Below are 14,762 nucleotides of genomic sequence, written 5' to 3'. Positions count from 1 at the left end.
GGAAATCAAGGGCGTTACCGGAGGGACGGCGGTGACGCCAGGGGCATGACAGCACGTCAGGAGGCCTCTTCCGCCGTGGTCAGGGCCGCTTCGCGCGCGGCGTCGGGCCCTTGTTCGAGCAAGAGCGTGAGCCCTGAATCGTCAAGAATCGGCAACTTGAGCTGGACCGCCTTGTCGTATTTCGAGCCGGGATTGTCTCCGACGACGACGAACGAGGTCTTCTTCGACACCGAGCCCGTGACCTTGGCGCCCCGGCTCTGCAGCGCCTCTTTGGCGCCGTCCCGCGTGTAGGTCTCCAGGGTGCCGGTGACGACGACGGTGAGGCCCTCCAGCGGACGGGGGCCGCTCTCCTCGCCGCCCTCCTCGACCATCCGCACGCCCGCCGCCCGCCAGCGTTCGACGATGTCGCGGTGCCAGTCCACCGCGAACCAGTCCTTGAGGGAGGCGGCGATGGTGGGACCGACGCCCTCGGTGGCGGACAGCTCTTCCTCGCTCGCCTCGGCGATGCGGTCGATGGAGCGGAACTCCCGGGCCAGCGCCTCGGCGGCGACGGGCCCGACGTGCCGGATGGACAGGCCGGTGATGATCCGGGCCAGCGGGCGCTCCCGGGCCGCCCCGATGTTCTCCAGCATCGAGATGGTGTTCTTGCGTGGCTCGCCCTTCTGGTTGGCGAAGAGGGTGACGACCTTCTTCTCCCCCGTCTTCGGGTCCCGCTTGGGCAGGCCGCTGTCCGGGTCGAGCACGTACGACCGGATGGGGAGGAGCTCCTCGACCGTCAGGTCGAACAGGCCGCCCTCGTCCTTCAGGACCGGCTCGGCGGGCTCCAGCGGCTGGGTGAGCGCGGAGGCGACGACGTAGCCGAAGTGCTCGATGTCCAGGCACTTGCGGCCCGCGAGGTAGAAGAGCCGCTCGCGCAGCTGGGCGGGGCAGGAGCGGGCGTTGGGGCAGCGCAGGTCGACGTCGCCCTCCTTCATGGGCTGCAGCGCCGTGCCGCACTCCGGGCACTCCGCGGGCATGACGAACTCGCGCTCGCCGCCGTCCCGCAGGTCCACCACGGGGCCGAGGATCTCCGGGATCACGTCGCCGGCCTTGCGCAGCACGACGGTGTCCCCGATGAGGACGCCCTTGGCCTTGACGACGTCCTGGTTGTGCAACGTCGCGAACTCGACCTCGCTGCCGGCCACGGTGACCGGCTCCACGACGGCGTACGGGGTGACGCGCCCGGTGCGGCCGACACCCACCCGGATGTCCACCAGCTTGGTGTTGACCTCCTCGGGGGCGAACTTCCAGGCGATGGCCCAGCGCGGCGCCCGCGAGGTGGAGCCGAGCCGGCCCTGCAGGGGGATCTCGTCCAGCTTGACGACGGCGCCGTCGATCTCGTGGCCGAGGTCGTGCCGGCGTCTGCCGGAGTCGGCGATGAACTGCCGTACGCCCTCCAGCGAGTCGACCACGCGGTTGTGCTCGGACGTGGGCAGGCCCCAGCCGCGCAGAAGCTCGTAGGCCTGGGAGAGGCTGGCCACGCTCATCCCCTCCAGCGCGCCGATGCCGTGGACGAGCATGCGCAGCGAGCGGCTCGCCGTGACCCTCGGATCCTTCTGCCGCAGCGAACCGGCCGCGGCGTTGCGCGGGTTGGCGAAGGGCGGCTTGCCGGCCTCGACGAGCCCGGCGTTGAGCTCCTGGAACCGCTCCATCGGGAAGTAGACCTCGCCACGGATCTCCACCAGCTCCGGGATGCCCTCCCCCGCGAGCCGCTCGGGGATGCCGGCGATGGTGCGGACGTTGGGCGTGATGTCCTCGCCGGTGCGGCCGTCGCCCCGGGTCGCGGCCCGGGTGAGCCGCCCGTGCTCGTAGGTGAGGTTGACGGCCAGGCCGTCGATCTTCAACTCGCACAGGAAGTGGTACGGCACGTCACCCAGTTCCCGGGCGACGCGCTCGGCCCAGCCGGCCAGCTCCTCGTCGTCGAACGCGTTGTCCAGGGAGAGCATCCGCTGGCGGTGGGCGACCTCGGTGAACTCCGTCTCGTACCGCCCCGCGACGCGCTGCGTGGGCGACGCGGGCGTGCGCAGCTCGCTGTAGCGCTCCTCCAGGGCCTCCAGCTCGCGCAGCAGCCGGTCGAACGCGGCGTCGGAGATCACCGGCGCGTCCTTCACGTAGTAGCGGAAGCGGTGTTCCTCCACCTCTTCCGCCAGGCGCTTGTGCTCCTCCCGCGCCTCGGCGGGCACGGCCCCGTGCTCGATCGAGCGCTCCTCGGCAGCCACCGTCTCGTCCTCCCGTTGCTCGGGCCGTCACTCCGGGTTGTCGGCCAGTGATCGCGCTGCCCGGACGCAGTGCGCCAGCGCGCCGCGGGCATAGCCCGGTGCGGCACCGGCGAGACCACAGGCGGGAGTGAGCACCACGGACTCGGTGAGGAGCCCGGGCGACAGCCCCAGCCTGCGCCACAGCGACCTGACACCCATGACGCTACCGGCCGGGTCCGACAATGCCCCCGGGGCCGTGCCCGTGCCCGGCACGACACCCGCGAAGAGCGCGAAGCCCGCCTCGGCCGCCTCGCCGATCGCCTCGTCGTCACGCTCGGTGAGCAGTGCCGCGTCGAACGAGACCCCGGCCGCGCCGGCCTGACGCAGCAGCGCGAACGGCACCCGGGGAGCGCAGGAGTGGACGACGACGGGCACCTCGCCCGCCGCGCGCACCAGTTCGGCCAGCGCGTCCCGGACGACGGCGCGGTCCACCGCGGCATGCCTGCGGTACCCGCTGGCCGTGGGGACGGAGCCGTCGAGGACGGAGGTGAGCGCGGGCTCGTCGAGCTGGAGTACCGGGTGGGCACCGGGGATCCGGCGCCGGACGTCGGCGAGGTGGGCCCGCAGCCCCTCGGCGAGGGACGCCGTCAGGTCGCGGCAGGCTCCGGCGTCGCCGAGCATGGCCTCGCCGGAACGCCGCTCCACGGTGGCGGCCAGCGTCCAGGGGCCGGTGACGGCGAGCTTGAGCCCTCCGGTGTACCCCTGGGTGAACTCCTCCAGCGCGTCCAGGTCCTGGCCGAGCCAGGCCCGGGCCCTGCGGGTGTCACGCCCGGGCCGGTCGCTGATCCGCCAACCACTCGGCTCGACGTGGGCGAACAGCTCCACCAGCAGCCCGACCGTCCGCCCGATCATGTCGGCGCCGGGGCCGCGGGCGGGCAGCTCCGGCAGGAAGGGCAGGTGGCGTGGGCCCTCCAGCGTTCCCACGACGGTGCGGACGGCCTCCCGCACGTCCTCGCCGGGCATCGAACCGATGCCGCTCGCCGCGCCCGGACCCCAGCTGAACCTCGACTCGCTCTCACTCACAGCCGCAGCCTACGACGCGCGCCGTGGCGGCCCGGAAGGACAGCCTGCCGGAGCCGGGGGCCGGAGCCGGGGACCGATCCGCAGCCGGAGCCGGGGGCCGGGGCGCGACGGGTCAGCCGGTGGGGCGGACGCTGAGGTCGGTGATCTCGGTGCCGCGCGGCAGGTCGAGGGCGGTGAGCACGGTGCGGGCCACGGACTCGGGCGTCATCCAGTCCTCCGCCCGGTAGGTCCGGCCCTCCTGGCGGTGCACCTTCTCCTGCATCGGCGTCGCGGTACGCCCGGGGTAGACGCTGCTGACCCGCACCCCGTTCCCGGCCTCCTCGCCGCGCAGGGAGTCGGCGAGCGCCTTCAGCCCGTGCTTGCTCGCGGCGTACGCGCTCCACTGCGGGTTGGCGCGCAGTCCGGCGCCGGAGTTCACGAAGACGACGTGCCCGCGGGCGAGCCGGAGCTGCGGCAGCAGGAGCCGGGTCAGCTCCGCGGGGGCGACGAGGTTGGCCGCGAGGGTCGCCTGCCACACCTTGGGGGTCAGCTCGCCGACCTCACCCAGGTCGCAGACCCCGGCGCTGTGGACGAGCGAGTCCAGCTCCCCGGGCAGGCTCTGGTGCCCGAACGCCCAGGACAGCCGCTCGGGTTCGGCGAGGTCGCCGACGAGCGTGCGCACGGTTCCCTCGCCGTCGCCGAACTCCTCCGCGAGCTCGCGGGCCCGTCCGGCGTTCCGGGCCAGCAGCCACAGCGTGTCCCCTCGCGCGAGGAGTTCGCGGACGAGTGCCGCGCCGATGCCCGAACCCGCCCCGGTGATCAGATGCGTAGCCATGCGGCCACCCTATGGCCGTCGCCGCGCGTTCGGGCCGGTGCCCCGATTGCCACAGCCGGTCCGGCGCCCGGTGGCATCCCTCAGAAAAACCATGACAATCACATACAAGACCCGTGAACCACCACGAAAGCGAAAGTCACGTCCATGGCCAACATGACGTCGTTCAGCACCCGTGACCTCGGCATAGACCTCGGCACCGCCAACACCCTCGTGTACGCCCGCGGGCGCGGCGTCGTACTCGACGAACCCTCCGTGGTGGCCATCGACTCCCGCAACGGGAACGTGCTCGCCGTCGGAGACGAGGCCCGTCAGGCGGTGGGCCGGACCCCCGGCACCATCGTCGCGACCCGCCCCCTCAAGGGCGGCGTCGTCTCCGACTACGAGGCCGCGGAAGGCATGCTGCGGCACTTCATCGCCAAAGCGCGCCGCAGTCGCAGCCGCGCGCCACGGATCGTCGTCTGCACACCGAGCGGCGTCACCGGAGTGGAGCGGCGGGCGGTGCTGGAGGCCACGTCGCGTGCCGGGGCCCGCTCCGTGCACCTGATCGAGCAGCCGATGGCCGCGGCGATCGGCGCCGGGCTCCCGGTCTACGAGCCGTGCGGCTCGATGATCGTCGACATCGGCGCGGGCTCCACCGAGGTGGCCATCATCTCCCTCGGCGGCGTGGTGGCGGCGCGGCACTCCCGGGTGGCGGGCGACTCGCTGGACGCGGCGATCTCCACCTACGTGGAGAAGCAGCACACCATCGCCGTCGGCGAGCGCACGGCCGAGCAGATCAAGGTGGCGCTGGGCCGGGACGGCCAGATCGTCGTCCGCGGCCGGGACAAGGTCACCGGAATGCCGAAATCGGTGCAGCTGAGTGCGGACGCGGTGCTGGAGGCGCTGGAGGCACCGGTCCAGTCGATCGTCGACGTCGTCTGCGGGACGTTCGACGCCTGCCCCGCCGAGCTGTACGGCGACATCATGGAGCGCGGCATCGTCCTGACCGGCGGCGGCGCCCTGCTGCACGGGCTGGACGAGCGCCTCTCCCGGGAGACCGGCATGCCGGTCACGGTCGCGGACGAGCCGATGAACTGCGTGGCGGTGGGCACGGGCCGCTGCCTGGAGGACTTCGCCCGGCTGGAGACGAGCTTCGCCGCACCCGCCACCGTCGCGGTGGCGTAAGCCGCCCGCGCCCCGGGTACCCGCGTCGCACGGCACCCCATACCCGACACGCAAGGAGCGAGGTCAACGGATGTACGCCGTCAAGAGCACTCTCCCCGAGCAGGACCTCAAGGTGGTCGGTGAGGCGCTACAGGGCGCCCTCGTCGACCTCGTCGACCTGTCACTGGTGGCCAAGCAGATCCACTGGACCGTCGTCGGCCCTCGGTTCCGCACCATCCACCTCCAGCTCGACGACGTCGTCGACACCGCCCGCCAGTACTCGGACACCGTGGCCGAGCGCGCGTCCGCCCTCGGGCTGCCGCCGGACGGCCGGGTCGGCACCGTCGCCTCGGACAGCGGCATCGAGCACGTGGTCGACGGCTGGCAGCAGGACGTCGACGCCGTCGCCACCATGACGACGGCGCTGGGCACCGTGGTGGCCCGCATGCGCGAGCGCATGGGCGCCGTCGGCAAGGTCGACCCGGTCACGGAGGACGTCTTCATCGGCCTGACCGGCGACCTCGAAAAGCACCACTGGATGTTCCAGGCCGAGCACAAGCAATGAGGCCGGGTAGCCCTCCCCTCCGCCCGCGCCGGAGGCGCTGACGGGCGGGAGGCGGCCAGGGTCAGCCCACTGTGGACTGACCGGAGCCCGGGACGAGGAAGCCCCGACCCTGGACCGGGTGTCGGGGGTCCCCGACACGGAGCGCCTGGCGGGCCGTTCTGGTGATGTCGCGGCCCTCGTCATCGTGGACCAGCCACTCGCCGGCCGGGTCCTCGGCGTCGACCGGTACCGCGGTCGCGGCCATACCGCTCAGCGTCAGGAGGCGGGCCAGTTGCCGAGCTCGAAATGCGTCCATGCCGTGAGCCTAGGGCCAGTCGGGCTTCGGCATGGGGCGGATCGTGCACGAGGGGGCGTGCTGGCACTTCGCGGCCACGGAGACCAGCACGCCCTCCGTGGGGTGGCCCCACAGTTCGGCGTCGACCTCGTACCCGGCGGCGGCGATCTTCTCCCGGGTGCGATCGATGATCGCGGGGTCGTAGTGGGTGGGGTCGTAGCCGGGGAAGTGATGGACGAAGCTGCCGAGCTGGGTGCAGATGCGGGCGTAGGCGGCCGAGTGGAGGAGGAGGGCGTGCCAGCCCTCGTCGACGACCCGGGACGGCGCGAGTCCGATGCCGGGGTTCTTGGCGCAGGCGACAACGAACTTGAGCGCCTCGTCGACGATGCGCTCAGCCATGGCCTCGCTCATGTCGGGGTTGCCGTCGAGGACCGTGGAACGGACGGAGGTGAACTCCTGCTCGGTGAGCAGGTCGCGGGCTGCCGTGGTCATGCTGCTGCCTCCGGCGTGGAGTCGGGCGTCCGCCGCCTCGGCGGACGCGGCGTAGGGGCCGCGGGGCGGGCGGTCCCAGATGTTGTAGGGCAGGTAGACGTAAGGCCGCACCCGGGCCGCGTGCGGCGGCAGGTCGGCGCGGGGAACGCGCACGCGCGCGGCCACGACCAGGCGGCGCGTCACGGGCGGCAGCCGGGGCAGGCCCTCGGAAACCAGAACGACAGGGAGCCGTACCAGCGGGAACGCTGCGGCGGCACGTCCAGGGCCGTGCTGTCGAGGTCGGCGCCGCAGTGGACGCATGCCTCGCCGCGCACCTGTTCGTCGGTCAGGCCCTCGCGGCTGTGCCGTTCGTACGGCGGCCCCTGCGGCGGCGGGACCTCCGCTGCCGCTCGCGCTGCGAACCACGTCCGGTTCAGGGCGACACGCTCCTCGCACAAGCCGCCGACGTGACCGCACTTCGGGCAGTCGCGAGCGTGCCTGATCCAGTCGCCCCATGCCGTGTCCGCCCGAAGCTGGTCGGCAGTCAGGGCTGCACGTGCGGCCTCAGAGCGGCTCATCCGCATGCCTCCGCAGGCAGCCCGCCGCGTCCACAGCACGCACCGAGGATGTCCGGTGGAGTGAGCATCCCGCTGCCGTCCGCCGTTCCGGCCACACCCTGCCCCGCGCGTACCCGTCCGCAGGCGGACACAGCAGCCGCCAGCCTGCCGGACGGACGGTCAGCATCGGCAGATCAGCAACTGCGTTCTCGGCGTCGAGCGGCACCAGCCACCAGCTCCGGTCCGCTTCCGGGTACGCGAGCATTGGCCCGAGCTGTCCAGCGCGATTCAGCGGCTGCATGAAGTCCACGCTGCGCAGCAGTGGCGCCCCCAGCGCGAGCCACGCTCTGCCAGTGCTGATCGCGGCCAGGTCCTCGTTCCGCCACACCCGCCGAACGCCGTCAGGCTGCCCGGCCGTCTCGGCGAGCCAGACATTCCCGGGGCGTGTCATGACGGGACCTCCCGCAGGGTCGGCAGCAGGCGACGCAGCGTGGTGGCGCCGACGAGACGGTCGCGCGGCGGAGAAACCCAGTGGACGGTCCTCGTGTCTCCGTCCAGGTTGCCGGGTAGTACGACGTAGCAGCACACGCCCAGGGCCTCGGTGCCGGGCTCGGCCCAGCGGGCGGACGTTCCTGCGGCCACGAGGAAGTACGTCGTTGGCCGGGGCCCAAGCGGGTCTCGTACGACGGGGCCGCAGCGGCGGCCCTGAGCGTCGAGGAGGGTGTTGGCGAGCCGGGTGCCGAGGTCGCCTTCGACGCGGATCGCGTCCCACCAGCGGCCGGCCGCTACGGCGGCCAGGGTGTGCTCGTCGGGCAGCCAGTCAGGTCTGGCCGCGCGGATGGGGTTGCGTGTCCCTACGTCCATGGCCAGGAAGCTAGGGGTCGCCGGTGATTCGTTGTGCGGCGATTGCGCGCGATTGCGCTTGTGTGATCGGTCGTTGTGGCCGGATGCCTAGGCGATCGTCAGGCTTGCGCGGGCTCGCGCGATCAGCCGGTGCGCCGGAGGGCCGTACACGGCCGACTGGTCGAGCCGATCCCACACGCGTACATACGACGCGACGTCCTCGGCCGAGGTGAAGCGGAGTTCCGTGCTGATCGTCTCGACGGTCACCCGCTTCTCGTCGAAGACCCAGAAGCCGTGCTTCGCTGTGACCGACATCGGTGCGCCGAGCGGCACGATACCGAGGGTCACGGTGTCTCGTCCGATGAGGCCCGCGAGCCGGTCCAGCTGCGCGGCCATCACCTCGCGCGGGCAGACGAGGACGTGCAGTGCCCCCTCCCACAGCAACACCCGGAAGCGCTTCCCCGGCTCGTACAGGACCTCCTGGCGCCGCATCCGGGACCGTACGGCCTCGTCGGTGTCCCGCTTCGTGCCGTGCAGGCTGGCGCTGTGCAACAGCACGTGACGGGCGTAGTCCGGGGTCTGGAACAGGCCGGGCACCACGGTGGCCTCGTAGCCGCGCGTAGTCGTTGTCCGCTGGTGCTCGATGACCTTCAGGTCCTGAACAGCACGGTGACCGGCTGCCAGTTGACGCCGCCAGGAGCTATGGCCGCGTTCGAGGGAGCGCAGGCGTGTGGTCAGGTCTGGGGTGGCCTCGGGTGAGCCGGCAGCGCGTGCCCACGTCTCCAGGTCCTCGACGGTCGCGGTCTGCCTTCCGTTTTCCAGCCTGCTCACCTTGGATGCCTGCCAGCCCAGGCGGTTGGCGAACTCCTTGCCGCTGAGCCCGGTCTCGGTGCGGAGCTCACGAAGCCGCGCACCGAGTGCGATCCGGGCCGTCTGGAAGTCTGTGCTCACGCTAGGAACGTACCCGCGCCTGGGCCTGGAAGTCGGCGGTAGGAACGGCGTAGTGCCAGGCGGCATCACGGGCCTTGCACGCTTCTACGACGAAGGTCGGGTCGTCGAGGAGTTCTACACCGAGGGTCTCTTCGACTTCCCCGAAGTGGAAGCGTGCGACCAGGCGCGAGTCGAACAGCCAGAAGTCATAGGCTGGCAGGGCGAGCTCTTCAGCAGCCGATCGGTAGAGGTTCCGAATATCCTCGCCGGCGTTGACGTTGCCGAGGGCGCTGGCGAGCAGGAACCTCTGGCCCTCGGTCGGCGGGTTGTCGACGATCCGGACGCGTTCGAACCGTGTCGCCTTGGACAATGATGTCGCCAGTCTCGGTGTCCTCGTAGAGGGTGGGGCATTCACCTTCGTCGCTGGTGGTGCCGATGAACCTGAGCACGCAGGGCTCCTTTCGCGGCAGGGGCTGGGCCTCCAGGATGCGTGGAATGGCGCCTGCGTGGTGGGGGATTGCGCGAGAATGCCACGTACGGGAGTAGCGGGTAGACCACCGCCCCCAGGGCAGCGGCCGACGAAATGGGGGAAACAACATAGCCGTCGAGCTGTGCGCCCGCGTGAGTTACGGTGCTGGTGCCGGTCACGGGCAGGATTCTTCGAACTTCACCACGCTCAGTGTCACCGGCTCCCCTGCAAACGGCGCCCCAGCAGCCGGCTCCTGCGAACACACCTGCCAGTTCGACTCCATCAGCACCGCCCGATCCTCACCGGACACGTCGTTCACAGTGATGGACGCATTGTCGGGAAGCGCGTCACGCGCGACGTTGGCTGACTCTCCAACAACATCCGGCATCGTGCCCTCGGTCGCCTCCGGCGCCGAGTCCTTGACGTCCTGCGCAGGGCAGTCCTCCTCCAGCTTCACCGTCCCGAAGTCCACTTCGATGTCCGTCGGATGCTCACCTGCCGCCGGAGTCTGGAAGCACACCTTCCAGTTGCGGTCGAACGCCTGCTTGCGGTCCCGCCCCGCCGAGTCGTGCGAGGTGAGTACGTGGAACCCTGCGGCCTGCGCGGCATCCTGGGCTACCTGGAGGCCCTTGCCGGTGAGGTCTGGCAGTTCGGCGGTCTCCGTGGCGGGTTCGTCAGCTGGATCCTTGCCCGGGGCGGTGGTGTCTTCCGTTGCGGACGGATTGGCATCCTTCGTGCCCTCGGAAGCGGTGTCTTCGGTGCAGCCACCAGTGCCGACGAGCACGGCGGCAACGGTCGCGGCGGCAACGGCACGGATGCGGAGACGCATGAGCAGAACCTCTCAGCGGGAGAGTGGCTGGGGGGACGGCGTGGATGAGACACACGATAGGCCGGGACGGTTGCACAGGGGGACGGATTGGTTACACAGTGGGCGCGGTCGACCGTGGCTACGGTCCTCCGCTCCGCAGGTACCGAAGGGCTCTTCGTCGCCACTACGTAGTACTCGCAGCGGTCCGACCATTCGGACTGCCAGCCGGGCCATCCCTCATCCCGTGCTGCCTCGGCGAGGATCAGCAGCACGCGGGCCCACAGGACAGCGGCTGCCCCCACCGCCGGTGAGGGGTCGGCGACCGCGAGGCGTCCGAGTCGATTTCGCACCAGGCGAACCCCATCCGCCAAGCAGGGCCGGGGTGACGCCTTCCCCTGGGAGGAGGGCCTTGGTGCGCTCCGCCACGTCCGACCGCAGCGGAGAGGACCGCGAGTTCGGACGGAATGGCTTCGCCTCGGCAGCGAGGAGCATCCGGACGCGCAAGCGATGACAGGGCTGGCGCCCGAGCCCCCAGCCCCTGGCGCGCGGGGCGGCACCGGACGGCGGCGGCACCCCCGCGGGTCACGCGGTGGCCGGGGGCGCGGCGGGTGTCAGTCTGGTGTCGTGATCAGGTTGATGACGTATGGCGGCACGGCGGCCGAGGACGCGGCGGTGACGCGGACGGGCGGGGTGCCGCTCGTGCCCGAGGGGTTCACGTGGCCGAGGTGTTCGGCCTGCGGCGGCGCCCTCCAGTTCCTCGCGCAGGTGCGGATGGACGACCTCGGGGGCCCGGACGGCCGGGGGCTGCTCGCCGTCTTCATGTGCGACAACGACCGGGGCAACTGCGCGGCCTGGGCGCCGCGATCGGGCGGCAACCGGGCGCTGCTCCTGCCCGCCGAAGGGGCGAGCCCGGCCCAGGTGCCGCCCTCGGGGCGCACTCGTCTGGGTGAGGTCTGCGCCGTGCGGTACGCGGACGTCGACGCCGCCGACTACTACGACGCGTCCACCCGCTGGGCCAAGGCGCGGGACCGGCCGCTGGGCGACGTGCTGGGACGGCTCGGCGGGGAACCCTCGTGGCTCCAGGGCGACGAGACGCCGACGTGCGCGCGCTGCGGCCGGCGGACGGCCTTCGTGGCCCAGTGGGAGGAGGGCCACGACCACCGGACGGCGGCCTACTTCGGGGGCGGGGGCTGCGGCTACGGCTTCGCGTGCGAGCCGTGCCGGGAGGCCCTCTTCCTGTGGCAGGCCTGAGCCTCCGCGAGGCGCTCAGGAGGCGCGCTTGCGGGTGGTCTTCCTGGCGGCCGTCTTCTTCGCGGGCTGCTTCTTCGCCGCCTTGCGCGGGGGCGTCTCACCGGAGGCGGTCTGCTTATCGGCGCGCTTCCGGGGCGGCGGCTTCTTCGCGGCGGCCTTCTTCGCCGCCCTCTTGCGGGGCTTCTCCTCCTCGCGCCGCAGCTCGGTCACGGTGCCGGTGCCCTCACGCTCGCCGCCGCGCGCCTCCCGCGCCGCGGCGACGCTGCTCTCCAGCGCGGCCATCAGGTCGATGACGCGGCCGCGCGGCTCGGGCGCCGCCTCGGCCGGTTCCCGCCCCTCCTGCTTGGCCTCGACGAGCTCCTCGACGGCGGCACGGTAGTCGTCGTGCAGCCCGCCCCAGTCGAGGTCGCCCAGGGAGTCCATCAGCGTCTCGGCCATGTCCAGTTCGGCGTCCCGGACGGTGACGTCGGCAGCGGGCGCGAGGCCGCCGGAGGAGCGCACCTCGTCGGGCCAGAGCATCGAGTGCAGCACGAGGGTGTCGTCCACGGCCCGCAGCAGGCCGAGCGACTCCCGGCCGCGCAGCGCGAACTTGGCCACGGCCGCCTTGCCGCTGCGCTTCAGGGCCTCCCGGAGCAGGACGTAGGGCTTGCCCGCCGCAGCCGTCTCGGCGCTGAGGTAGTAGGCGCGGTCGAGCTGGATCGGGTCGATGTCGTCCAGCGGTACGAAGGAGAGGATGTCGATGGTCCGGGCGGTCGGCAGGGGCAGGGAGGCCAGGTCCTCGTCGGTGAGGAGGACGGTGTCGCCGTCGGCCGTCCTGTACCCCTTGCCGATCTCCTCGGGCGGCACCTCGACCTCCTCCAGCTCGCAGAACTTGCGGTAGCGGATGCGCCCGCCGCAGCCCTCGGCCGTGTGGACCTGGTGAAAGGCGACCGTGTGGCTCTGCGTCGCGCCGTAGAGCTGGATGGGGATGCTGACCAGGCCGAACGAGATCGAGCCCTTCCAGATGGACCGCACGTCATCACTCCTCGCCGGAGTCGTCCACTACACCCTATTTGCGAGCACTCCATGGGATTATCAGGTTATGCCGCCGATGACGAACGTGGCGGGCCGACGGCTGGCCCTCAGCAACCTGGACAAGGTCCTGTACCCCGACGGCACCACCAAGGGCGAGCTGATCCACTACTACGCCACCTGCGCCGACGCCCTCCTCCCCCACCTCACCGGGCGGCCGGTCAGCTTCCTGCGCTACCCCGACGGCTCGACGGGCGAGGCGTTCTTCAGCAAGAACGTGCCCCCGGGCACCCCCGAGTGGGTGACGGTCGCCGAGGTGCCCCGCTCCAGCCGCTCGACCGGCCGACAGGTCGTCATCGACGACCTGCCCGCCCTCATCTGGGCGGCCAACCTCGTCACGGAGCTGCACGTGCCGCAGTGGCGGCACGAGAACCCGGCCCAGGCCGACCGACTGGTCCTCGACCTCGACCCCGGCGCGCCGGCCACCGTCGCCGAGTGCTGCGCCGTCGCGGAGTGGCTGCGCGAGCGGCTCGCCGAGGACGGCCTGGAAGCATGGCCCAAGACCTCAGGCGGCAAGGGCCTCCACCTCATGGCCGCCCTGCGCCCGACGCCGTCCGACGAGGTGAGCCGCTACGCGAAGCGGCTCGCTGCCCACGCCGAACGCGAGCTGGACGGCCTCGCCGTCCACCGGATGGACCGGAGCCTGCGCCCGGGCCGGGTCTTCATCGACCACAGCCAGAACAACGCGGCCAAGACCACAGCCGCGCCCTACACCGCGCGGGCGGCCCCGACGCCGTCCGTATCCACGCCGCTGACCTGGGAAGAAGTGGCAGCGGGCCGCACCGGCCGGCCCCTGCGCTTCGACGTCCACGCCCTGCCCGGCCGCATCGCGGAACACGGCGACCTCCTCGCCCCGCTGCTCGACGCCGCCCGGGCCCACCGGCTGCCCGGCCCCTGACGCTCCGGGCCCGGCGCACGGCGCGCCTCCCCGCACGACCCGCCGTCCCGGGCATCCCGCGGCAGTCGACCGGTATGTGCCTCCGGACGGGTGACGGGGACTCGTAGAATTGCCGCACCATGGCCTACCTCGATCACGCCGCCACAACGCCCATGCTGCCGGAGGCGGTCCGGGAGCTGACCGCCCAGCTCGCCGTCACCGGAAACGCCTCCTCCCTGCACGCGGCGGGGCGCCGGGCCCGGCGCACGGTCGAGGAGTCCAGAGAACGCCTGGCCGCCGCGCTGGGGGCCCGCCCCAGCGAGATCGTCTTCACCTCCGGCGGCACCGAGGCCGACAACCTTGCCGTCAAGGGCCTGTTCTGGTCCCGCCGGGACGCCGACCCGCGCCGCACCCGGGTGCTCGCGAGTCCCGTCGAGCACCACGCCGTGCTGGACGCCGTGCACTGGCTGGCCGACCACGAGGGGGCCCGGGTGGAGTGGCTGCCCGTCGACGGCGTGGGCCGGGTGCACCCCGAGGCGCTGCGCGAGGCGATCGAGCACGACCCGGCGGACGTGGCCCTGGCCACCGTCATGTGGGCCAACAACGAGATCGGCACCCTCCAGCCCGTGGCGGAGCTGGCCGAGGTGGCCCGCGCGGCCGAGGTGCCCCTGCACGCGGACGCCGTCCAGGCGCTGGGCCAGACCGAGGTCGACTTCGGCGCCTCCCGTCTCGCGTCGATGGCCGTCAGCGGGCACAAGACCGGAGGCCCCTACGGCATCGGCGCGCTCGTCCTCGGCCGGGACCAGGCGCCCGAGCCCCTGCTGCACGGCGGCGGCCAGGAGCGCGACGTGCGCTCCGGCACCCTGGACGTACCGGCCATCGCCGCCTTCTCGGTGGCCGCCGAGCGCGCGGCGGCGCGGCAGGCCGAGTTCGCCCGCGACGTCGGCGCCCTGCGGGACGCCTTGGTCGACGCCGTCCGCACCGCCGTCCCCGACGCCGTACTCGGCGGCGACCCGGACCCGTCCGGCCGGCTGCCCGCCAACGCCCACTTCGCCTTCCCCGGCTGTGAGGGCGACTCCCTCCTGCTCCTGCTGGACGCCCAGGGCATCGAGTGCTCGACGGGGTCCGCCTGCACGGCCGGCATCGCCCAGCCCAGCCACGTCGTCCTCGCCACCGGCGCCGACCCGGAACTGGCGCGCGGCACTCTGCGCTTCTCCCTCGGCCACACCTCCACCCGGGCCGACGTGGACGCCCTGGCCGCGGCGATCGGACCGGCCGTCGCGCGGGCCCGCACGGCCGGGCTGAGCTGACCCGCGCGGCACCCGGCTCCCCCGTACGGACGATCGGCTGTTACGGAAATCCGAACCCG

At 72.2% G+C, this 14,762-nt stretch carries 17 protein-coding genes; 5 read left to right on the top strand and 12 right to left on the bottom strand.

Annotation, left to right across the window (positions count from 1 at the left end):
- Nucleotides 1-56: 56 nt before the first annotated feature.
- The 3 genes from ligA to HPT28_RS14630 all read right to left on the bottom strand — a co-directional run bounded on the left by ligA (nucleotide 57) and on the right by HPT28_RS14630 (nucleotide 4,134).
- Nucleotides 57-2,258, bottom strand: coding sequence for an NAD-dependent DNA ligase LigA (gene ligA / locus HPT28_RS14640; RefSeq protein ID WP_219091505.1), 2,202 nt, complete (start codon nucleotides 2,256-2,258; stop codon nucleotides 57-59).
- Between the two features lie 27 nt (nucleotides 2,259-2,285).
- Nucleotides 2,286-3,260, bottom strand: coding sequence for a methionine synthase (locus tag HPT28_RS14635; protein ID WP_219091528.1), 975 nt, complete (start codon nucleotides 3,258-3,260; stop codon nucleotides 2,286-2,288).
- Between the two features lie 172 nt (nucleotides 3,261-3,432).
- Complete coding sequence (locus tag HPT28_RS14630; RefSeq protein ID WP_219091504.1) at nucleotides 3,433-4,134, bottom strand: SDR family oxidoreductase; 702 nt, start codon at nucleotides 4,132-4,134, stop codon at nucleotides 3,433-3,435.
- A gap of 144 nt (nucleotides 4,135-4,278) precedes the next feature.
- Here HPT28_RS14630 and HPT28_RS14625 point away from each other — a divergent pair, with 144 nt between their 5' ends.
- Together HPT28_RS14625 and HPT28_RS14620 are read left to right on the top strand one after the other, a co-directional pair.
- Nucleotides 4,279-5,298, top strand: a complete 1,020-nt coding sequence (locus HPT28_RS14625) for a rod shape-determining protein (RefSeq protein ID WP_219091503.1) — start codon at nucleotides 4,279-4,281, stop codon at nucleotides 5,296-5,298.
- Nucleotides 5,299-5,368: 70 nt separating this feature from the next.
- Nucleotides 5,369-5,842 (top strand): Dps family protein, encoded by a 474-nt coding sequence (locus HPT28_RS14620; protein WP_219091502.1) that lies wholly within the window; start codon nucleotides 5,369-5,371, stop codon nucleotides 5,840-5,842.
- 61 nt (nucleotides 5,843-5,903) lie between these two features.
- Here HPT28_RS14620 and HPT28_RS14615 read toward each other — a convergent pair whose 3' ends face one another.
- The 8 genes from HPT28_RS14615 to HPT28_RS14580 all read right to left on the bottom strand — a co-directional run bounded on the left by HPT28_RS14615 (nucleotide 5,904) and on the right by HPT28_RS14580 (nucleotide 10,215).
- Nucleotides 5,904-6,137, bottom strand: a complete 234-nt coding sequence (locus HPT28_RS14615) for a hypothetical protein (protein WP_219091501.1) — start codon at nucleotides 6,135-6,137, stop codon at nucleotides 5,904-5,906.
- 9 nt (nucleotides 6,138-6,146) lie between these two features.
- Nucleotides 6,147-6,791, bottom strand: a complete 645-nt coding sequence (locus HPT28_RS14610; protein WP_306824616.1) for a hypothetical protein — start codon at nucleotides 6,789-6,791, stop codon at nucleotides 6,147-6,149.
- Nucleotides 6,788-7,045 carry a hypothetical protein gene (locus HPT28_RS14605; RefSeq protein ID WP_219091534.1) on the bottom strand — a complete coding sequence of 86 codons (258 nt, stop codon included), beginning with the start codon at nucleotides 7,043-7,045 and terminating at the stop codon, nucleotides 6,788-6,790. Before HPT28_RS14605 ends, HPT28_RS14610 begins: the two co-directional genes overlap by 4 nt.
- Nucleotides 7,046-7,151: 106 nt before the next feature.
- Nucleotides 7,152-7,595: a hypothetical protein gene (locus HPT28_RS14600; protein ID WP_257578624.1), complete on the bottom strand. Its 444-nt coding sequence runs from the start codon at nucleotides 7,593-7,595 to the stop codon at nucleotides 7,152-7,154.
- Nucleotides 7,592-8,008, bottom strand: a complete 417-nt coding sequence (locus HPT28_RS14595; protein ID WP_219091500.1) for a hypothetical protein — start codon at nucleotides 8,006-8,008, stop codon at nucleotides 7,592-7,594. Before HPT28_RS14595 ends, HPT28_RS14600 begins: the two co-directional genes overlap by 4 nt.
- A gap of 87 nt (nucleotides 8,009-8,095) precedes the next feature.
- The gene (locus HPT28_RS14590; protein WP_219091499.1) at nucleotides 8,096-8,938 is read right to left on the bottom strand and encodes a helix-turn-helix transcriptional regulator; all 843 of its coding nucleotides are present in this window, start codon (nucleotides 8,936-8,938) and stop codon (nucleotides 8,096-8,098) included.
- A gap of 1 nt (nucleotide 8,939) precedes the next feature.
- Nucleotides 8,940-9,287 carry a DUF6879 family protein gene (locus HPT28_RS14585; protein ID WP_219091498.1) on the bottom strand — a complete coding sequence of 116 codons (348 nt, stop codon included), beginning with the start codon at nucleotides 9,285-9,287 and terminating at the stop codon, nucleotides 8,940-8,942.
- 274 nt (nucleotides 9,288-9,561) lie between these two features.
- Entirely contained in the window at nucleotides 9,562-10,215 is a 654-nt protein-coding gene (locus HPT28_RS14580; protein WP_219091497.1) for a PASTA domain-containing protein, read from the bottom strand.
- Between the two features lie 603 nt (nucleotides 10,216-10,818).
- Between HPT28_RS14580 and HPT28_RS14575 the strand changes: the two genes are divergently transcribed.
- Entirely contained in the window at nucleotides 10,819-11,445 is a 627-nt protein-coding gene (locus HPT28_RS14575; RefSeq protein WP_308119235.1) for a DUF1963 domain-containing protein, read from the top strand.
- A 15-nt stretch (nucleotides 11,446-11,460) separates the two neighbouring features.
- On the opposite strand, the gene HPT28_RS14570 is transcribed toward HPT28_RS14575, so the two are convergent.
- Nucleotides 11,461-12,459 carry a Ku protein gene (locus HPT28_RS14570; protein WP_219091496.1) on the bottom strand — a complete coding sequence of 333 codons (999 nt, stop codon included), beginning with the start codon at nucleotides 12,457-12,459 and terminating at the stop codon, nucleotides 11,461-11,463.
- A 67-nt stretch (nucleotides 12,460-12,526) separates the two neighbouring features.
- Between HPT28_RS14570 and ligD the strand changes: the two genes are divergently transcribed.
- Both ligD and HPT28_RS14560 read left to right on the top strand, forming a co-directional pair.
- On the top strand, nucleotides 12,527-13,414 hold the full coding sequence (gene ligD / locus HPT28_RS14565) for a non-homologous end-joining DNA ligase (RefSeq protein ID WP_219091495.1): 888 nt from the start codon (nucleotides 12,527-12,529) through the stop codon (nucleotides 13,412-13,414).
- A 119-nt stretch (nucleotides 13,415-13,533) separates the two neighbouring features.
- Nucleotides 13,534-14,703: a cysteine desulfurase family protein gene (locus HPT28_RS14560; protein ID WP_219091494.1), complete on the top strand. Its 1,170-nt coding sequence runs from the start codon at nucleotides 13,534-13,536 to the stop codon at nucleotides 14,701-14,703.
- Nucleotides 14,704-14,762 lie beyond the last annotated feature (59 nt).

Source organism: Streptomyces sp. JJ38 (genome assembly GCF_019303475.1).
Taxonomy (GTDB): Bacteria; Actinomycetota; Actinomycetes; order Streptomycetales; family Streptomycetaceae; genus Streptomyces.
Note: the sequence above shows the minus strand (reverse complement) of the source record. Positions and strands in the feature narration are given on the sequence as shown.